Origin of the sequence: Pseudomonas sp. VI4.1 (genome assembly GCF_002029345.1) — a bacterium.
Lineage (GTDB): Bacteria > Pseudomonadota > Gammaproteobacteria > Pseudomonadales > Pseudomonadaceae > Aquipseudomonas.
Window position 1 is genome coordinate 1 of the sequence record NZ_MULM01000181.1, and the last position, 18,488, is coordinate 18,488.

Below are 18,488 nucleotides of genomic sequence, written 5' to 3' on the forward strand. Positions count from 1 at the left end.
AGCCGAAATGACGGGTACTTCGATACTGGTGTAATCAATCTTTTAAACTCCGGCCGAAACCTGTGGGAGCGGGCTTGCTCGCGAATGCGGTCTGTCAGTCGACATTAATGTTGCCTGACACATCGCATCGCGAGCAAGCCCGCTCCCACATTGGTTTTTGGGTGTTTTTCGGGCCAGTCATCACACAGCCCCAATTGGGCGTTTTTTTTGCAGCGCTTGGCGGGCATACTAGGGCGTCCCTTTCCCTGGTATCACCCGCCTCTATGCTTCGCGTCCTGATAGCCCTTGCCCTGACTTGCCTGCTCCAACCGGCCTTTGCTGACGAGCGCGCGCAAACCCAACAACAGTTGGACGCCACGCGTCAGGACATTGCCGAGCTGAAGAAACTGCTGGGCAAGTTGCAGGAAGAAAAGTCCGGGGTACAGAAAGATCTCAAGGGCACCGAGACCGAGATGGGCAAGCTCGAGAAGCAGGTCGAGGCCCTGCAAAAAGAGCTGCAGAAAAGCGAATCCGAGTTGCAGCGACTCGATGCAGAGAAAAAAAAAACTCCAGAGCGCGCGCATTGAACAGCAACGACTGATCGCCATCCAGGCCCGCGCGGCCTATCAGAACGGCCGTCAGGAGTACCTGAAGCTGCTGCTGAACCAGCAGAACCCGGAAAAATTCGCCCGCACCCTCACCTATTACGACTACCTGAGCCAGGCTCGCCTGGAGCAGCTGAAGAACTTCAACGAAACCTTGCGCCAACTGGCCAATGTCGAAAAAGACATCGCCATGCAGCAGGCGCAACTGCTCGTGCAGAAAAGCAGCCTCGACAGCCAGCGCGACGAACTCGACAAAGTCCGCCAGGAGCGCCAGCAAGTACTGGCCAAGCTCAACACCGACGTAAAGGCGCGCGATCAGAAACTGGCCGCCCGCGAGCAAGAGCAGGCGGACCTGTCTAATGTCCTTAAAACCATCGAGGAAACCCTGGCCCGCCAGGCTCGCGAGGCAGAGGAAGCGCGGCAAAAAGCGCTGATCGCCCAGCAGGAAGCCGAAAAAAAGCGTTTACGTGAGGCTCAGGCACAAGCAGATGCCACTGACGCCCCACGCAAACCTGTCAGACCGACCCCCGGCGCACTGGTTTCCAGTTCAGGCGAAACCTTTGGTGGCCCTTTTGCTTCAAGCCGGGGAAAACTTCCCTGGCCAGTTGATGGTCGACTGCTGGCACGCTTTGGCGAAACCCGTGGCGACGACGCCCGCACCAAGTGGGACGGCGTGATGATCAGCGCCTCCGCCGGCAGCCAGGTACACGCCGTGCATGGCGGTCGCGTGGTGTTCGCCGACTGGTTGCGTGGCGCAGGATTGCTGGTGATCCTCGACCACGGCAACGGTTTCTTGAGTCTTTACGGTCACAACCAGACGCTGCTCAAGTCTGCGGGTGACGTGGTAAAAGCCGGTGAGTCCATTTCCACCGTCGGCAACAGTGGCGGACAGGACACACCAGCGCTGTATTTTGCTATTCGTCAGCAGGGTCACCCGAGTGATCCGGCGCAATGGTGCCGCGCGCAAGGATAGGCGCTGAATCACCTACATTAGGAGTTCGTTCGACATGCTGCATTTGCCCCGCCTTACCTCGCTAGCCCTGACGATCGCCCTGGTGATCGGCGCGCCTCTGGCGTTCGCCGCTCAACCTGCTCCGGCGGTCGCACCTGCGGGCACTGCTGCGACCACCAAGGCGCCATTGCCCTTGGAAGAGTTGCGCACCTTCGCCGAGGTCATGGACCGGATCAAGGCGGCCTATGTCGAACCGGTGGACGACAAGACCCTGCTGGAAAACGCCATCAAAGGCATGCTCAGCAACCTCGACCCGCACTCCGCCTACCTGGGCCCGGAAGACTTCGCTGAATTGCAGGAAAGCACCAGCGGCGAATTCGGCGGCCTGGGCATCGAAGTCGGCGCCGAAGACGGGTTCATCAAGGTGGTCTCGCCGATCGATGACACCCCGGCGTCCAAGGCTGGCATTCAGGCCGGCGACTTCATCGTCAAGATCAACGGCCAGCCGACCCGCGGCCAGAGCATGACCGAAGCCGTGGACAAGATGCGTGGCAAGATCGGCCAGAAGATCACCCTGACCCTGGTGCGCGACGGCGGCACGCCGTTCGACGTGACCCTGGCCCGCGCCATCATTCAAGTGAAGAGCGTGAAGAGCCAGCTGCTGGAGTCCGGCTACGGCTACATCCGCATCACCCAGTTCCAGGTCAAGACCGGCGAAGAGGTTTCCAAGGCCCTGGCCAAGCTGCGCAAGGACAACGGCAAGAAGCTCAACGGCATCATCCTCGACCTGCGCAATAACCCGGGCGGCGTGCTGCAAGCAGCGGTGGAAGTGGTCGACCACTTCATCACCAAGGGCTTGATCGTTTACACCAAGGGTCGTATCGCCAACTCCGAACTGCGCTTTTCCGCCACCGGCAAGGACGAAAGCGAAGCCGTGCCCATGGTCACATTGATCAACGGCGGCAGCGCCTCGGCTTCGGAGATCGTCGCCGGCGCCTTGCAGGACCAGAAGCGTGCGGTGGTGATGGGCACCACCAGTTTCGGCAAAGGCTCGGTCCAGACCGTGCTGCCGCTCAATAACGAGCGCGCACTGAAAATCACCACGGCGCTGTACTACACGCCGAACGGCCGCTCGATCCAGGCGCAGGGCATCGTGCCGGACATCGAAGTGCGCAAGGCCAAGATCACCAACGAGCAGGATGGCGAGTACTTCAAGGAAGCCGACCTGCAAGGCCACCTGGGCAATGGCAACGGCGGCGCCGACAAGCCTACCGGCTCCGGCGGCAAAGCCAAGGCGATGCCGCAGGATGACGATTACCAGTTGGCCCAGGCCTTGAGCCTGCTCAAAGGGCTGAGCATCACCTCTGGCCGCTGAGATGCGTTTGCGGTTCATCCTCGCACTGATGTGCTGTCTGGCGGGTGTTGCTCACGCAACGCCCGTCGCGACGCCGCCTCAAAAAGCCTATTTAAGCCTGATCATCGATGACCTGGGGCAAAACCTGCACCAGGATCGCCGCGTGCTGGCCCTGCCCGGGCCGGTGACTGCCGCGATCATGCCCGATACCCCCCATGCCACCGAGTTCGCCCGCGAGGCCCATCGCGCCGGCAAGATCGTCATTCTGCACATGCCGATGGCCCCGGCCACCGGACCGTTCGCCTGGCATCCCGAACTGCCGATCGAAGAACTCGAGAAGCGCCTGAATGCGGCGTTCAAGGTCGTACCCCATACCGCCGGCATCAACAACCACATGGGCAGCCGCATGACGGCCCAACCGGCTGCCATGGCCTGGTTGATGGCTGATTTGCAGCGGCGGCACAAGTTTTTCGTCGACAGCCGCACCAGCGCCCAGACCGTTGCCGCGGCCCAAGCGCAGAAGATTGCATTGGCGAGCGTTTCGCGGGATGTGTTTCTGGACGACGAGCCCACGGAAGCGGCGATCTTCACGCAGCTGCAGACAGCCATCAGCCTGGCGCGCGAGCAGGGCTCAGCCGTGATGATCGGGCATCCGTACCCGCAGACGCTGGCGGTGCTGGAGCGTGAATTGCCCAAGCTCAAGGCTCAGGGAATCGACTGGATCGATATCGAGCAGATGATCAGCGTGCGTGGTAACCGCGCAACGGCTGCGCACGGCAAGGATGGCGTGTACCGTTAACCGCCAACACCGCAGCTCCCACACTGAATTAGCCTGGCATAAGATCAGGTGCCGGGGCCTAGAGATACCGCGCCATGATATCGTCCACCACGCCTTCCTTGCGCAGTTGATCCAGCGCGGCCTGAAGCCTGGCCACCACCTCGTCCGGCACATTCCTGTTCAAGGCCAGGTACAACTCGGCACTGTTGAATCGCAGCACCGTCTTGAGCCCGTTCACGCCTTCCTGGCGCGCCAGATACCGCCCGGCCGGTCGCCCGTGGCCCACAGGTCAATCTGGCCGCTGGTGAGCTTCTTCGCATTGTCCTGATCCCGCAGCACGACAATCGGCTTCAACCCTTGCTTGGCCAGCGATACGGCAATCGCATCGCCCTTGTACGCGCCGATCTTGTATTTGCGCGCCTGATCCAGCGTCTCGAGGGTGATTTTGCTGTCCGCCCTGGCCAGCATGATCCAGTCATCCGGGCCGAGCGGGCCGACCCACTTGAAGAGTTTCTCGCGGTCCGCCAACCGGGCCATCACGAACACGCCATAACCGGGTTTCTCGAGGGCGATCTTGTAGATTCGCTCCCAGGGGAAACGTAGCGTCAGGCTGTAGGTGATGTCGGCGCGCTTGAACATCTCGCGGACGATGTCCACGGCGATGCCATTGATGTTCTCGTCCTGAGCGAAATTCTTGCCGTTCTTCGCCATGTTGTAGGGCGGGAAATTTTCCGTCAGCAGCACCAGGTCGGTGTCGAGACTTTCTGCCGCATGAGCCCCGTTGAGGAGCAACACAGAAGTGCTGGCGAGGGCGAGGAGAAGGCGTCTAAGCATGTCTGGCTACCGAAATCCATGGCGTGCTCAAGAGTGCCTTGAGCCCGCCATGCTGTCCACTGGCCTGCTTCGATTTGTTTTAGCGCATGACGATGCCGCGATGGGCCATGTAGGCCTTGGCTTCCTGCACCGTGTATTCGCCAAAGTGGAAAATACTCGCCGCCAACACCGCACTGGCGTGGCCTTCGAGAATGCCGTCGGCCAGGTGCTGCAAATTGCCGACGCCGCCGGAGGCGATGACCGGAATGCCCAGGGCATCGCTGATGGCACGGGTGACGCCCAGGTCGAAGCCGTTTTTCATGCCGTCCTGGTCCATGCTGGTCAGCAGGATTTCACCGGCACCCAGGCCTTCCATTTTTTTCGCCCACTCCACCGCGTCGAGACCGGTCGGTTTGCGCCCGCCATGGGTGAAGATTTCCCAGCGCGGGGTTTCGCCCGGGCCGGAGACCTTCTTGGCGTCGATGGCGACGACAATGCACTGCGAACCGAAATGCTGCGCCGCTTCGCCAACGAATTCCGGATTGAATACCGCCGCGGTGTTGATCGAGACCTTGTCCGCGCCGGCATTCAGCAGATTGCGAATGTCCTGCACGGTGCGCACGCCGCCGCCCACGGTCAGCGGGATGAACACCTGGCTGGCCATGCGCTCGACGGTGTGCAGCGTGGTGTCGCGCCCGTCGACGCTGGCGGTGATGTCGAGAAAGGTAATCTCGTCGGCGCCCTGCTCGTCGTAACGACGGGCGATTTCCACCGGGTCGCCGGCATCGCGGATGTTCTCGAACTTGACGCCCTTGACCACCCGGCCGTTATCCACGTCCAGGCAAGGGATGATGCGTTTGGCCAGCGCCATGGTCAGTCCTCAGCCTTTATACGAATCGCAGAAAGCTTGCGCTTCAGCGACGTCGAGGGTGCCTTCGTAGATTGCGCGGCCGGTGATGGCGCCGATGATGCCTGGCGCCCTGGCGTCGAGCAGCGACTTGATGTCACCCAGATTGTGGATACCGCCGGAAGCGATCACCGGAATCTTCGTCGCAGCAGCCAGGGCGGCGGTGTACGAAACGTTGCAGCCCTGCATCATGCCGTCTTTGGCGATATCGGTATAAACGATCGCGGACACGCCGTCGGCTTCAAATTGCTTGGCCAGGTCGATCACTTGAATCGTGCTGATCTCAGCCCAGCCGTCGGTGGCGACAAAACCGTCCTTGGCGTCGAGGCCGACGATCACCTTGCCCGGGAACGCGCGGCAGGCTTCAGCCACGAAGGCCGGATCTTTAACGGCTTTGGTGCCGATGATCACGTAGCTCACGCCCGCTTTCACATAGTGCTCGATGGTTTCCAGGGAGCGGATACCGCCGCCGATCTGGATCGGCAGGTTCGGATAGCGCCTGGCGATGGCGGTAACCACTTCGCCATTGACCGGCTGGCCTTCGAAGGCGCCGTTCAGGTCGACCAGATGCAGACGGCGGCAACCGCCTTCCACCCACTTGGCAGCCATGCTCACCGGGTCATCGGAGAACACTGTGGAATCTTCCATGCGGCCCTGGCGCAGACGAACACAGGCACCGTCTTTGAGATCGATAGCGGGAATAATCAGCATCTGGCAAACCTTCAAATTCGATTGTTCAGCTTCGCTCGAAAATCAGTTTTTCTCGAGCGCCCACAGGTCGCTTTCGATGCTTTCGAACCTCTCTTTGAGGTGCGTCTGCACATCGAAAATCGCCCTGTTGTAATAGTGCGGCGCAATTTCACGGGTAAACAGTTCAAGGATTTCGGCCGCTTCGAACGAACCCAGGTCCAGTTCGAAGCGATCCTCCATGAAGCGTTTGATCTTCTGGTTGGCCTCGTTCTCCTGTTCAGGAGTGAGGGTCAGGATCGGTGGCTTCTTCTTGACGGCCATTTACCAGCGACCATCCCACGCGGCGAAGTTCTGCAGCAATTGCAGGCCATGGGTATGGCTCTTCTCCGGGTGGAACTGCACGGCGAAACGCGAGCCATCGGCCAGCGCCGCAGCGAAATCGACGCCGTAGTGACCGCCACCCACCACTTGCCGCGGGTTGCCGGCAGCGATGTAGTAGCTGTGCACGAAGTAGAATCGCGCCAGGTCGGGAATGTTGTGCCACAGCGGGTGCGAGACCGTCTGTTTCACTTCGTTCCAGCCCATGTGCGGCACTTTCAAATGTTCGCCGTCTTCGTGCAAACCCTTGCCGAAGAACTTCACCTGACCCGGAAACAGGCCGATGCAGTCGACGCCGTCGTTCTCTTCACTGCTGTCGAGCAAGGCTTGCATGCCGACGCAGATGCCGAGGAACGGACGGTCCTGGCTGACTTCACGCACCAGCGAATCGAAACCCAGGCGACGGATCTCCGCCATGCAATCGCGAATAGCGCCGACGCCGGGGAATACCACCCGGTCGGCTTCGCGAATCACATCGGCATCGCTGGTGATCAAGACCTTGCCGGCACCGACGTGCTCGAGAGCCTTGGCCACCGAGTGCAGGTTGCCCATGCCGTAATCGATAACCGCGACCGTCTGCATTACAGAACGCCTTTGGTCGACGGCATCTGACCGGCCATGCGGTCATCCAGCTCTACCGCCATGCGCAGTGCGCGGCCGAAAGCCTTGAACACGGTCTCGATCTGGTGGTGAGTGTTGTGCCCACGCAGATTGTCGATGTGCAGGGAGACGTTGGCATGGTTGACGAAGCCCTGGAAGAACTCCTGGAACAGGTCAACATCAAAACCGCCAACGGTGGCGCGGGTAAAAGGAACATGCATCTGCAGGCCCGGACGGCCGGAGAAGTCGATCACCACGCGCGACAGCGCTTCATCGAGCGGCACGTAGGCATGGCCGTAGCGACGGATGCCTTTCTTGTCGCCGATGGCTTTGGTGAAAGCCTGACCCAGGGTGATACCGACATCCTCCACAGTGTGGTGGTCGTCGATATGCAGGTCGCCCTTGCTGACAATATCCAGGTCGATCAGCCCGTGACGGGCGATCTGGTCCAGCATGTGCTCAAGAAAAGGAACACCGATATCAAATCGGGCCTTTCCGGTGCCATCCAGGTTGATCGAGGCTTTGATCTGGGTTTCCAGAGTGTCGCGCTCGACTGACGCCTTACGTTCGGCCATCACCAGCTCCGCAAAATCATTGGGCGAAAAAGGCAACCATTATAGGGGCGCGGGCCGGAAACAGAAACACGAGAGGTGATATCACTGACGGAGTGAATTCAACAGCCCCGCCGCTATACCTGTAATGACAGGTAGGAGCCGGCCTGCTGGCGAACCAGGCAGCGCGATGGGGAACCCGTCGCTGGATGCACTGCCTGCATGATCGCTGACCGATCATCCGCTTCGGAGCGCTATACTCCCCGGCTAAATTCGAATTCGACTAACTACAAGGACTCGCCCATGAAAGCGTTCGGCAAAATCCTGGGTCTGGTACTTCTCGGGCTGTTACTGATCATTGTGGCGCTGGGCTTTGCCCTGACCCACCTCTTCGATCCCAACGACTATAAAGACGAGATTCGCCAGATTGCCCGCGACAAGGCCCACATCGAGCTGACGCTCACGGGCGATATCGGCTGGAGCCTGTTTCCCTGGCTGGGCCTGGAATTGCACGAAGCCAGTGTCGCGACCCTGGCCAAGCCCGCCGAGCCGTTCGCTGACTTGCAGATGCTGGGCCTGTCGGTTCGCGTGCTGCCGCTGCTGCGCCGTGAAGTGCAGATGAGCGACGTGCGTGTCGAAGGCCTGAACCTGCGTCTGAATCGCGACAAGGACGGCCACGGCAACTGGGAAGACATCGGCAAGGTCCCGGCGCCCGCCACCCCGGCCACACCGCCCGCCACCAGCGAAGCTGCAACACCGCAGACCACCGCCCAAGCGGAAAAACCGGCCCAGCCGATCCGCCTGGACATCGACAGCCTGACCGTCAATAACGCCCGCGTCGAATACATCGACGAAAAAACCGGCAAGCTATACAGCGCCGAAAGCATCCAGCTCAGCACCGGGCCGGTCCACGACTCGACCAATATTCCGATCAAGCTCACCGCGTTTCTCGGCACCAACCAGCCGGTTCTGCGAGTCCGTACCGAGCTCAATGGCGAACTGCGCTTCGAGCGTGCGCTGCAACGTTACAAATTCGAAGACATGAAGCTTTCCGGTGAAGTCGCCGGGGATCCTTTGCAAGGCAAAACCATCACCTTCGCCGCCCAGGGTCAGTTGTTGCTGGATAAAGCAGCTAACGTCGCCGAATGGACCGGCATCAAGCTATCTGCCAACCAGCTGCGCGCCTTGGGCGAACTGAAGGTCAACGACCTCGACAAGACCCCGCAAATCAGCGGCGGGCTGTCGATTGCCCAGTTCGACCTGGCGAAATTCGTCGACAGCGTCGGCCAGAAACTCCCGGCCATGGCTGAAGGCAGCCTGAGCAAAGTCGAACTGGCCAGCCGTCTTTCCGCTACACCGACCAGTGTGTCGTTCGACGACATCAACCTGAAGGTCGACGACAGCACCTTCAGCGGTCGTATCGCCGTAGAAGACTTCGCCAAACAATCGCTGCGGGCGAACCTCAAGGCTGACACCTTCAACGTTGATCGTTACTTGCCGCCAAAATCCGCCGAAGCCAACAGCGCGAAACAGGTACGTGAGGCCGAAGTCGCCAACACCGAGGCCAATGCCATGGCCGGTGCGGGCAGCACCCCCCTGCCACCATCTCCGACCAAAGGCCCGTGGAGTACTGCGCGGCTACTGCCGGTGGAACGCCTGAGCAAACTCGATGTGGACGCCGACCTGACCTTCGGCCAACTGACCCTCGACAAACTGCCGATCCACAACGCTGTACTCAAGGCCAACGGCGTGGGCGGCCTGCTGACGCTGGAGAACCTGCGCGGCGACCTGTACGACGGCAACTTTGAAGCCAAGGGCACCCTGGACGTGCGCCAGCCGGTGCCGGCGCTGAACATGCAGACGCGCATCAGCCAGGTCCCGGTGGAAAAAATCCTCGAAAGCCAAGGTAAAAATCCGCCGGTCAAAGGCCTGGTCACACTCAACAGCAACCTGACCGGCAGCGGCAACAGCCAGAGTGCGCTGGTCGACAGCCTCAACGGCAACGCCAGCTTCGTCATCAACAACGGCGTGCTGCTCAATGCCAATCTCGAACAGCAGCTGTGCAAAGGCATCGCCACCCTGAACCGCAAAACCCTCAGCGGCGAGCCAAGGGGCAAGGACACGCCGTTCCAGGAGCTCAAGGGCAACCTGACCTTCCGTAATGGCGTGGCCAGCAACCCGGACCTGAAAGTGCGCATCCCGGGCATGACCGTCAACGGTGACGGCGATGTCGATCTGCGGGTACTGGGCATGGATTACCGCGTGGGCATTATCGTCGAAGGCGACAAGAGCGACATGCCGGACCCGGCCTGCCAGGTCGGCGAGAAATTCGTCGGCATCGAATGGCCGCTGCGCTGCCGTGGCCCGCTGGAACTGGGGGCCAAGGCCTGCCGCCTCGATAACGAACGCATGGGCCAGGTCGCGGCCAAAATGGCCGGCAACAAGATCAGCGAAAAAATCGATGAGAAACTTGGCGACAAGGTCAGCCCTGAATTGAAAGACGCACTGAAGGGGCTGTTCAAGCGATGAGAGCCAAGCAGTTCTCTTCCGCGGTACTGGACTGGTACGACCGCCACGGCCGCCACGATCTGCCCTGGCAACAGGGCATCACCCCCTATCGGGTGTGGGTCTCGGAAATCATGTTGCAGCAAACCCAGGTCAGCACGGTGCTGAATTACTTCGACCGTTTCATGGCGTCGTTGCCGACGGTCGAAGCCCTGGCCGCCGCACCGGAGGACGAAGTCCTGCACCTGTGGACCGGCCTCGGTTATTACACCCGCGCGCGCAACTTGCAGAAGACCGCGAAGATCGTGGTTGCCGACTATGGCGGCGAGTTTCCGCGGGACGTGGAAAAGCTGACGGACCTGCCGGGTATCGGCCTGTCCACGGCCGGAGCCATCGCCAGCCTGAGCATGGGCCTGCGGGCGCCGATCCTCGACGGCAACGTCAAACGGGTGCTGGCGCGCTTTACCGCGCAAGAGGGTTATCCGGGCGAGCCCAAGGTCGCCAAACAGCTGTGGACCACTGCAGAGCGCCTTACGCCGCATGCTCGGGTCAATGCCTACACCCAGGCGATGATGGATCTGGGCGCCACGCTCTGCACCCGCAGCAAGCCGAGCTGCCTGCTCTGCCCGCTGGAAAAGGGCTGCGAAGCGCATATGCTCGGCCTCGAGACCCGCTACCCGATCCCCAAGCCGCGCAAGGCCATCCCACAGAAGCGCACGCTGATGCCGATGCTCGCCAACGGCGACGGCGCGATCCTGCTTTACCGGCGCCCTTCCACGGGCCTGTGGGGCGGTCTCTGGAGCCTGCCGGAACTCGACGACCTCGATGACCTGCAACATCTGGCATCGCAGCACTCGCTGGAACTGGGCAGCCAACAGGCACTGCCGAGCCTGATACACACCTTCAGCCATTTCCAATTGGCCATCGAACCCTGGCTGGTTCAAGTCCAGGAAGCCGGCCATCACGTGGCCGAGGCCGACTGGCTCTGGTATAACCTCGCCACCCCGCCGCGCCTGGGCCTTGCCGCCCCGGTCAAAACCTTGCTCGAACGCGCGGCCGCCGTATTGAACGCAGGAGAGTCGTCATGACCCGTACCATCATGTGCCGCAAGTACAAAGAAGAATTGCCCGCCCTGGAGCGTGCTCCATTCCCGGGCGCCAAAGGCCAGGACATTTTTGACCACGTCTCGCCAAGGCCTGGGCCGACTGGCAAAAGCACCAGACCCTGCTGATCAACGAAAAGCGCTTGAACATGATGAACGCCGAAGACCGCAAATATCTTCAGGGCGAAATGGACAAGTTCTTTTCCGGCGAGGATTACGCCAAGGCTGACGGCTACGTTCCGCCAGCTGAATAACCCCGATTTCCCGGGGGTCGGATCGTAAGCGACGGTAATAATTAAATATTTTTTGAAAACTTGCTTGACGACCCCCCGAAAAACCAGTTTAATGCGCCCCGTTGCCCAGATAGCTCAGTCGGTAGAGCAGGGGATTGAAAATCCCCGTGTCGGCGGTTCGATTCCGTCTCTGGGCACCAAATACCGAAAACCCTGAATCGCAAGATTCAGGGTTTTTTTATGCCCGGGATTTAGCAAGCCTTAGCGCCGCTGAAAATTCCTACATCCGCCACGCCCTTTTCCTTCCCGCTGTACCCGAGCCTTCATACATCGCTTTAGGATGTGTCTCATGGAGTGTGCGCCCTTACAAAGTGAAACTAATGCAGCAGCAAATTTGCCTGCATTCAACGTTTCAACGTAAGGAAACCGTCTTGAATACGCTTTTGAAGTTCCTCGCCCTGTCGACCATCATTGCCACCGCCAGCGGCTGCGTCAGCTACAACAACAGCCAGCCGTCTTCGCCGATCGACAGTACCGTCAAAACAGACCTGAAAGCTGACATCGCTGTCGGTGACACCATCTCCGGTGAGTCTTCGGTCAACGTCCTGTTCGGCTTCCTCAAGTTTGGCGGCGACTCCCAGTTCGCCGATGGCGTCAGCTATGGTGGCCAGAGCGGTGGCTTGGGCAGCCTTGGCCTGGATCCCGTCAGCGCAGTCAAATCGGCAGCGGCTTACAAAGCGGTCAAATCTTCCGGCGCTGACCTGATCGTCGCCCCGCGCTATGAAGTGAACGAAGAAAACTACTTCATCTTCAAAAAGGTTTCCGTCACCGTAAAAGGAAACAAAGGCAACATCCGCGGCATCCGCTGATACCTCCTCCCCAAGGTGATTCCTCAGCAAACCATCCATCGCGCCTTGGCAAACCGAAAACCCTAGCGCGTGGCACTCCGCAAACAGCCAGCTGTTTGCGGATTTGAGCGCTAACGAAATCGCTTTGTCTCAACAACGCAGCTATTCACCATCGCTCCAGTGAAAAACCAGATTGCGCGCGCCACCGCTGCCAACATCCGCTGTGTCACGCCGCTCCGCCTTGAGCACACTGCGAAATGGACTACAGGCTGTATTGCTTAAGCAGGGACTGCCTTCGGAGCGATCCTGCAGTACACATCGGGTTTTCCTTCCCGATTATCAGCCGCGCCCGACATCGTCGACCTACCCGCCTCTGCAATCCTCTTCTGCCTGTTCATCCATTTGCGGAAGACTTCATGAGCGCACTCAGGCCCGATAACACTCAAGACCCCCAACTCGCCTCGCTACTTGGCAATCTTGGCGAATTGATCCGCGATGCACGTCAGAAGGTGCTGCGAGCGGTCGATACGGTCCAGGTGCAAACCTGCTGGCAGATCGGCAGGCATATCGTGGAGTTCGAGCAGGAGGGGGCTCGGCGGGCGGCATACGGCAAGCGATTGCTACCAACACTGGCGAAAGTTCTTACCACCGATTTCGGAAAAGGATTTGATGAGCGAAACCTGCGGTATATGCGCGATTTTTATCAGACCTTCCCGATTTGGAACGCAGTGCGTTCCGAATTGAGCTGGACTCACTATCGCCGATTGCTGCGCGTCGATAGCGAACACGCCCGCCATTGGTACATGAATGAATCAGCCATCCAAAACTGGTCGTCTCGCGCCCTCGAACGCCAGATCAACACCCTCTACTACGAGCGCCTGCTGACAAGCCGCGACCGGCCTGCCGTCGAACACGAAGCCGCCACCCACATCCAGAACATGAAGGCACACCCACGTGATTTCATCAGAGACCCGGTAATACTCGAGTTTCTTGGAATGCCCAACGCGGGCTTGACCCAGGAAACCCATCTCGAACAGGCATTGATCCATCAGCTCCAGTCCTTCCTTCTCGAACTGGGCAAAGGCTTTGCCTTCATCGCCCGCCAACAACGCATCAGCACTGACAGCAAAGATTTCTACATCGACCTGGTGTTCTACAACTACCTGCTCAAGTGCTTCGTTATCTTCGATCTCAAGCGCGGCGAGCTGACTCACCAGGATGTCGGCCAGATGGACATGTACGTGCGAATGTATGACGACCTGAAACGAGGGGCGGAGGATGGCCCTACCGTCGGCATCATTCTTTGCGCGCAAAAAGACGAGTCGGTGGTGCGCTATTCGGTGCTGGAAGGCAACGAGCAGCTGTTCGCCAGCAAGTACAAGCTGGTGCTGCCGAGCGAAGAAGAGCTGCGTGCGGAACTGGATCGGGAACGGGCCGCCATTGAAGAGCGACTGCTGACTCAGGCACCCGGATCCATACGGATGGATTGTCCATAAGCTGTGCGAGGTCTATCGTTGGCAGCTACCCGCAAAGGTCCGAAGCCGATGAATTTGCAGGACATGCCACCGCTGGCGCCCAATCGAATCGAGTTGCCGCCGTCCACCGCCATTGCTGGCGAAGCGTTCAGGGAGCCCGCCGCAGACGGGTTCATCCTCGGCGGCTTCACTTGGCGGCACGCCTCTGGGGACATCGCGCGTCCGATCGTCATCATCAACGCCGCCACCTCGGTGCGCTGCCGGCATTACTCACGGTTTGCCGATTACCTGTTCGCCAACGGCTTCGACGTCATCACCTATGACTACCGCGGCATCGGCGAGTCGCGCCCCTCATCGCTCAAAGGCCTGCAAGCTTCATGGTCCGACTGGGGCACACTGGATTTCGAGACGATGCTCAAGCGCGCACAGCGCGAGTTCCCCGGTCAGCCCATCGATGTTGTCGGGCACAGCTTTGGAGGCTGTGCAGCGGGCCTGGGAGCCTCTGGGCATCTGATCCGGCGCCTGGTGACGGTGGGTGCGCAATTTGCCTACTGGCGCGACTACGCGCCCGCTCATCGCTGGCAGATGTTCGGCAAGTGGCACGTGGTGATGCCGCTGCTGACAATGATCTATGGCTACTTCCCCGGCAAACGCCTCGGCTGGCTGGAAGACACGCCCGCAGGCGTGGTTCGCGACTGGTGCATGCCCACAGCGCAATATGAAACGCGCCCCAGCGGTCGTGTGATCATCGCTGACACCGGCAGGCTGCCCTTCGCCTCAGTGACCGCCAAAACCCTGGCCATCAGCATCAGCGACGATCCTTACGGCACAATCCCGGCCATAGAACGCCTGCTCGGCTACTTCAGCAACAGCACCAACACTCACCTGCGAATCACTCCCGAAGACATCGGCGAAGAACAAGTCGGACATTTCGCCTTTTTTCGCAGCCCATACCAAGCCACACTATGGCCCATTGCATTGTCCTGGCTGCAACGCGGCGAACTGGCCCCCGATACCCCCGGGCGGCGAGTGCCACGCAGCTGATCGACTTGCCCTCTCAACGAAATACGGAACGACGCCCATGGCTTCCGCCAACAAGCAGCACAAACGCGCCACCCGCGCCAAGGCCAAGGCCAAGGCCAAGCAGAACCGCACCCAACGGGCGGCTACGCCGGTGGAACTGGACCCGAACGACGATCGCATCGACTTCGACTCGGTGGACCTGACCGACCTGTTCAAAGAAATGATCGAGGCGCAAAAAATCAGCCAGCAAGCCATGTGCGCGGCCTTTCTTGAACACCCGCTGCTCGCGCTGGTGCTCGAGCAGGAAGGCGAAGAAACAGCCACAGACTTCATCATCGGCGCGCTGATCGAGTACCGCCAATGGTCCACCGAAGTGGACGAAGCCGGCGCCCTGGCGTGGATCGAATCCCCGGCCTTCCAGGCAGATTACGTGGCCGCGTCCGAAATCATCGCAGCCCAAAACCAACAGCAACCGAACTGAGTTCCCATGGCCTCCCTGAACAAGCAACAGAAACGCGCCAAACGCGCCAAGATCAAAGCCAAACAAATCAACATCCATGGCAGAAAACCCGCCGCACTGGACGATGACCTGGGCGACATCGGCGAGCATCCCGGAATACACCCTGGCGATGTTCAGCAAAATGCGCGACGCGGAAGCCACCAGCCGCGACCTCATGCTGCAGACCTTGCTGTCGAACCTCGCCGACATCATCAGCGACCATCCAGACCTGCTGGACATGGAAAACGCCGACAACGAAGCCATGGCCGCCACCCACCTGGCTGCCGACATGCTGATCGACTACCGCATGTGGGCCGACGGCATGGATCGCGATGCGGCCCAGGCCTGGCTGACCGATCCGCAGTTCATCAGCGACTTCGGCAAAGCGCTGGACACCTATCGCCAGTCGCTGGATGCGCAGGAAGAACAGGGCGAGTAACCACCCTCCCCTGCAAAAACAGAAACGGCCGCTTGTCATCTCTGACAGCGGCCGTTTTTTTAGAAGCTATCAATCCACCTGCCTTTACCCTTCATCCAATGTTACGTATATCCCATTGACATATCCCTCCATGAATCTATCCTTTGGGAATCGCAACGCACCAGTAAAAACATAGGAGGCCAGAATGGAACAGACAACCCTTTTCATGAGCAATCGAAGCCAGGCCGTCCGCCTTCCCAAAGCTGTTGCAATGCCAAGTGACGTGAAACGAGTCGACGTAGTCGCTATTGGCAGGGCTCGCATCATCACCCCCGCCGGTGAAACATGGGACAGCTGGTTCGATGGGGATGGTGTGAGTGCAGACTTCATGACCGACCGGGAACAACCCGCCGATCAGGAGCGTGAGTCGTTCTGATGATCAAGTTCATGCTCGATACCAACATCTGCATCTTCACGATCAAGAACAAGCCGCAAATCGTACGAGAAGCTTTCAACCGTCATAACGGGCAAATGTGTATCAGTGCTGTCACGCTGATGGAGTTGATCTACGGTGCCGAAAAATCAGCAGCGCCCGAAAAGAACCTTGCCATGATCGAGGGTTTGGCAGCCCGCCTTGAGGTCTTGCCTTTCGACAATGAAGCAGCTGCACACACCGGAATGATTCGGTCCGAGCTGGCAAAGGCTGGAACGCCCATTGGCCCCTATGACTACATGATTGCCGGGCACGCGCGCTCACGCGGCTACATTGTGGTAACCAACAATCTGCGGGAGTTCGAACGGGTCCCGGGATTACGCGTAGAGGACTGGGTTCACCCCACCTGAACGACCACAACCAGCGAAAAAAAAAAACGGCCGCTTGTCATCACTGACAGCGGCGTTTTGCGTCACGGGGTACGAATCAGTTCAGCACCGCCGCACCCAGTTTCTGCAGCTTGCGACGGCGAGCCACCAGCAAACCGGTCGCCACCACCAACAGGCTCAGCAGACCGGTCGCCAGGATCTCCACGCGGTGGGCTTCCTGGAACAGCATGATCGTCAGGATGCCGACGATGAACACGATCACCGCATAGGTCAGGCCAGGGAACAGCCACATCCGGAAGGCAATCTTCTCACCGGCAATCACGCGCTTCTGGCGCATGCGCAGCTGGGAAACCGCAATCACCAGGTACACCAGCAACGCGATGGCGCCGGAGCTGGCCAGCAGGAACTCGAACACCGCGGCCGGCGCCACGTAGTTGGCGAATACCGCGAGGAAGGCGGCGGCGGTGGACAGGATCACGGCCCAATACGGCGTGCCGCTGCCATTGGTGCGCGTTGCCACAGCCGGCGCATCACCACGCTTGCCCAGGGAGAACAGCATCCGCGAAGCGGTATAGAGCGCCGAGTTCAGGCAGCTGGTCACGGCAACCAATACCACGATGTCGACGATTAGCTTGGCGTTCGGGATGCCCATGCGCTCAAGCACGGTCTGGTAGGAACCGACAGCGGCCAATACCGGGTCATTCCAGGGCACCAGCGCCACGACGATGAAGATCGATACAAGGTAGAACAAGCCGATCCGCCAGATCACCGAATTGGTGGCCTTGGAGATTTGCTGGCCCGGGTTCTTCGATTCCGCAGCGGCGATGGTGACGATTTCGGTGCCCATGAACGAGAACATGGTCGTCAACATCGCAGCGAGCACAGCGCCCATGCCGTTTGGCAGGAAGCCTTGGGTGTCGAACAAGTGGGACACACCGCTGACTTGGCTGGTCGGCAGGAAGCCGAAAATCGCCAGAACGCCGAGGACAATGAAACCGATGATCGCCAGGACCTTGACCAGGGCGAACCAGAACTCGAATTCACCGTAGTTCTTCACGCTGAACAGGTTGGTCACCGTCAGCAGCAAGGTGATCACCAGGGTGAACGCCCAGATCGCCACGTTGGGGAACCAGGCATGCAGGATGGTTGCGGCGGCGTTGGCCTCCAGCGGGATGACCAGCACCCAGAACCACCAGTAGAGCCAGCCGATGGTGAAACCGGCCCAATGACCGATTGCGCGATCGGCGTAGGTCGAGAAGGAGCCGGTGTCCGGCGAGGCAACGGCCATTTCGCCGAGCATGCGCATCACCAGCACCACCAGGGTACCGGCGGCAGCATAGGCCAACAGCACAGCCGGGCCAGCTGCAGCGATAGCGTGGCCGGAGCCGACGAACAGGCCGGCACCGATAACCCCGGCGATCGACAGCATGGTCACATGACGCGGTTTGAGCCCCTGTTCGAGGCCATTGGAGCTTGGGGTACTGCTCATTGAAACTACCTTTGTAAGGAAAAGCGAATGCGTACATCCCGCCGGACGTTCCTTCTTGTAAAAAGAAACCAACGGAGCGTTCCTTATTCTGCACGCAATAATTGCGCCAAAATGTTACAAACTCCCCAAAACCGGGGCTTGTAGCAAGCATGCTAAGTTCTTGCAAGTCATTGAAATGCATGGCACTTCGCCAGAACGTTACCCTGCGACTCACTCCAGGAACGAAATCGCGCACCAGAAACACACTAAAAAAAAGCTCGACGCACGATAAAAGTGCGGATACGTATCGTTTGGCCGGTTAGCGCTTCCAACACCCCGCCAAAGCTGGCAACATCGCGCCCCTTTTTGCGATACCCACCACGCTTTTCATGTTGAAGCAGGGTTCAAACGGCTGTTCGGTTGATAGCAGCGCGACAGTCTGCTGTAGCGATGCGACAACCTGCCACACACCACCCGTTTACCGCCCG

General features: G+C 59.7%; 16 protein-coding genes, 1 tRNA gene and 4 pseudogenes. 14 read left to right on the forward strand and 7 right to left on the reverse strand.

Going from position 1 to position 18,488, the window contains the following annotated elements:
* The first annotated feature begins 263 nt into the window (after positions 1 to 263).
* The 3 genes and pseudogenes from BZ163_RS29110 (at position 264) to BZ163_RS29120 (ending at position 3,689) form a co-directional block, all read left to right on the forward strand.
* A pseudogene (locus tag BZ163_RS29110) lies at positions 264 to 1,557 on the forward strand (murein hydrolase activator EnvC).
* A 34-nt stretch (positions 1,558 to 1,591) separates the two neighbouring features.
* On the forward strand, positions 1,592 to 2,911 hold the full coding sequence (locus tag BZ163_RS29115) for a S41 family peptidase (RefSeq protein ID WP_128873791.1): 1,320 nt from the start codon (positions 1,592 to 1,594) through the stop codon (positions 2,909 to 2,911).
* A 1-nt stretch (position 2,912) separates the two neighbouring features.
* A complete protein-coding gene (locus tag BZ163_RS29120; RefSeq protein ID WP_128873792.1) occupies positions 2,913 to 3,689 on the forward strand; it encodes a divergent polysaccharide deacetylase family protein in 777 nt (258 codons plus the stop codon).
* Between the two features lie 58 nt (positions 3,690 to 3,747).
* Here the strand turns inward: BZ163_RS29120 and BZ163_RS29125 are convergent.
* From BZ163_RS29125 to hisB, 6 genes and pseudogenes are all read right to left on the reverse strand, one after another.
* Positions 3,748 to 4,502, reverse strand: a pseudogene (locus BZ163_RS29125) (substrate-binding periplasmic protein).
* Positions 4,503 to 4,581: 79 nt separating this feature from the next.
* Entirely contained in the window at positions 4,582 to 5,352 is a 771-nt protein-coding gene (gene hisF, locus BZ163_RS29130; protein WP_007897430.1) for an imidazole glycerol phosphate synthase subunit HisF, read from the reverse strand.
* A 9-nt stretch (positions 5,353 to 5,361) separates the two neighbouring features.
* On the reverse strand, positions 5,362 to 6,099 hold the full coding sequence (hisA, locus tag BZ163_RS29135; RefSeq protein WP_128873793.1) for a 1-(5-phosphoribosyl)-5-[(5-phosphoribosylamino)methylideneamino]imidazole-4-carboxamide isomerase: 738 nt from the start codon (positions 6,097 to 6,099) through the stop codon (positions 5,362 to 5,364).
* 42 nt (positions 6,100 to 6,141) lie between these two features.
* On the reverse strand, positions 6,142 to 6,399 hold the full coding sequence (locus BZ163_RS29140) for a DUF2164 domain-containing protein (RefSeq protein ID WP_050682512.1): 258 nt from the start codon (positions 6,397 to 6,399) through the stop codon (positions 6,142 to 6,144).
* Entirely contained in the window at positions 6,400 to 7,038 is a 639-nt protein-coding gene (gene hisH, locus BZ163_RS29145; RefSeq protein WP_128873794.1) for an imidazole glycerol phosphate synthase subunit HisH, read from the reverse strand.
* Positions 7,038 to 7,631: an imidazoleglycerol-phosphate dehydratase HisB gene (gene hisB / locus BZ163_RS29150; RefSeq protein WP_128873795.1), complete on the reverse strand. Its 594-nt coding sequence runs from the start codon at positions 7,629 to 7,631 to the stop codon at positions 7,038 to 7,040. Before hisB ends, hisH begins: the two co-directional genes overlap by 1 nt.
* A 279-nt stretch (positions 7,632 to 7,910) precedes the next feature.
* Here hisB and BZ163_RS29155 point away from each other — a divergent pair, with 279 nt between their 5' ends.
* From BZ163_RS29155 to vapC, 11 genes and pseudogenes are all read left to right on the forward strand, one after another.
* On the forward strand, positions 7,911 to 10,136 hold the full coding sequence (locus tag BZ163_RS29155) for an AsmA family protein (RefSeq protein WP_128873796.1): 2,226 nt from the start codon (positions 7,911 to 7,913) through the stop codon (positions 10,134 to 10,136).
* Complete coding sequence (gene mutY / locus BZ163_RS29160) at positions 10,133 to 11,200, forward strand: A/G-specific adenine glycosylase (protein ID WP_128873797.1); 1,068 nt, start codon at positions 10,133 to 10,135, stop codon at positions 11,198 to 11,200. Before BZ163_RS29155 ends, mutY begins: the two co-directional genes overlap by 4 nt.
* Positions 11,197 to 11,468 (forward strand): annotated as a pseudogene (locus BZ163_RS29165) (oxidative damage protection protein). Before mutY ends, BZ163_RS29165 begins: the two are co-directional and overlap by 4 nt.
* A 103-nt stretch (positions 11,469 to 11,571) precedes the next feature.
* Positions 11,572 to 11,647 (forward strand) — tRNA-Phe (locus BZ163_RS29170).
* A gap of 231 nt (positions 11,648 to 11,878) precedes the next feature.
* A complete protein-coding gene (locus BZ163_RS29175) occupies positions 11,879 to 12,316 on the forward strand; it encodes a hypothetical protein (protein WP_128873932.1) in 438 nt (145 codons plus the stop codon).
* Positions 12,317 to 12,711: 395 nt separating this feature from the next.
* Complete coding sequence (locus BZ163_RS29180; protein WP_128873798.1) at positions 12,712 to 13,791, forward strand: YhcG family protein; 1,080 nt, start codon at positions 12,712 to 12,714, stop codon at positions 13,789 to 13,791.
* Positions 13,792 to 13,839: 48 nt separating this feature from the next.
* Positions 13,840 to 14,814, forward strand: coding sequence for an alpha/beta fold hydrolase (locus tag BZ163_RS29185; protein WP_128873799.1), 975 nt, complete (start codon positions 13,840 to 13,842; stop codon positions 14,812 to 14,814).
* A gap of 37 nt (positions 14,815 to 14,851) precedes the next feature.
* Entirely contained in the window at positions 14,852 to 15,274 is a 423-nt protein-coding gene (locus BZ163_RS29190) for a hypothetical protein (protein WP_128873800.1), read from the forward strand.
* A 6-nt stretch (positions 15,275 to 15,280) separates the two neighbouring features.
* Positions 15,281 to 15,731, forward strand: a pseudogene (locus tag BZ163_RS29195) (hypothetical protein).
* A 184-nt stretch (positions 15,732 to 15,915) separates the two neighbouring features.
* A complete protein-coding gene (gene vapB / locus BZ163_RS29200) occupies positions 15,916 to 16,146 on the forward strand; it encodes a type II toxin-antitoxin system VapB family antitoxin (RefSeq protein WP_128873801.1) in 231 nt (76 codons plus the stop codon).
* The gene (gene vapC / locus BZ163_RS29205) at positions 16,146 to 16,553 is read left to right on the forward strand and encodes a tRNA(fMet)-specific endonuclease VapC (RefSeq protein WP_128873802.1); all 408 of its coding nucleotides are present in this window, start codon (positions 16,146 to 16,148) and stop codon (positions 16,551 to 16,553) included. The genes vapB and vapC overlap by 1 nt, the downstream gene beginning before the upstream one ends.
* 76 nt (positions 16,554 to 16,629) lie before the next feature.
* On the opposite strand, the gene gabP is transcribed toward vapC, so the two are convergent.
* Complete coding sequence (gene gabP, locus BZ163_RS29210) at positions 16,630 to 18,021, reverse strand: GABA permease (RefSeq protein ID WP_128873803.1); 1,392 nt, start codon at positions 18,019 to 18,021, stop codon at positions 16,630 to 16,632.
* Positions 18,022 to 18,488: the final 467 nt, after the last annotated feature.

Coding starts and splice junctions, on each gene's coding strand:
- BZ163_RS29115 (WP_128873791.1), top strand. CDS start 1,592: ATGCTGCATTTGCCCCGCCTTACCTCGCTAGCCCTGACGATCGCCCTG.
- BZ163_RS29120 (WP_128873792.1), top strand. CDS start 2,913: ATGCGTTTGCGGTTCATCCTCGCACTGATGTGCTGTCTGGCGGGTGTT.
- hisF (WP_007897430.1), bottom strand. CDS start 5,352: ATGGCGCTGGCCAAACGCATCATCCCTTGCCTGGACGTGGATAACGGC.
- hisA (WP_128873793.1), bottom strand. CDS start 6,099: ATGCTGATTATTCCCGCTATCGATCTCAAAGACGGTGCCTGTGTTCGT.
- BZ163_RS29140 (WP_050682512.1), bottom strand. CDS start 6,399: ATGGCCGTCAAGAAGAAGCCACCGATCCTGACCCTCACTCCTGAACAG.
- hisH (WP_128873794.1), bottom strand. CDS start 7,038: ATGCAGACGGTCGCGGTTATCGATTACGGCATGGGCAACCTGCACTCG.
- hisB (WP_128873795.1), bottom strand. CDS start 7,631: ATGGCCGAACGTAAGGCGTCAGTCGAGCGCGACACTCTGGAAACCCAG.
- BZ163_RS29155 (WP_128873796.1), top strand. CDS start 7,911: ATGAAAGCGTTCGGCAAAATCCTGGGTCTGGTACTTCTCGGGCTGTTA.
- mutY (WP_128873797.1), top strand. CDS start 10,133: ATGAGAGCCAAGCAGTTCTCTTCCGCGGTACTGGACTGGTACGACCGC.
- BZ163_RS29180 (WP_128873798.1), top strand. CDS start 12,712: ATGAGCGCACTCAGGCCCGATAACACTCAAGACCCCCAACTCGCCTCG.
- BZ163_RS29185 (WP_128873799.1), top strand. CDS start 13,840: ATGAATTTGCAGGACATGCCACCGCTGGCGCCCAATCGAATCGAGTTG.
- BZ163_RS29190 (WP_128873800.1), top strand. CDS start 14,852: ATGGCTTCCGCCAACAAGCAGCACAAACGCGCCACCCGCGCCAAGGCC.
- vapB (WP_128873801.1), top strand. CDS start 15,916: ATGGAACAGACAACCCTTTTCATGAGCAATCGAAGCCAGGCCGTCCGC.
- vapC (WP_128873802.1), top strand. CDS start 16,146: ATGATCAAGTTCATGCTCGATACCAACATCTGCATCTTCACGATCAAG.
- gabP (WP_128873803.1), bottom strand. CDS start 18,021: ATGAGCAGTACCCCAAGCTCCAATGGCCTCGAACAGGGGCTCAAACCG.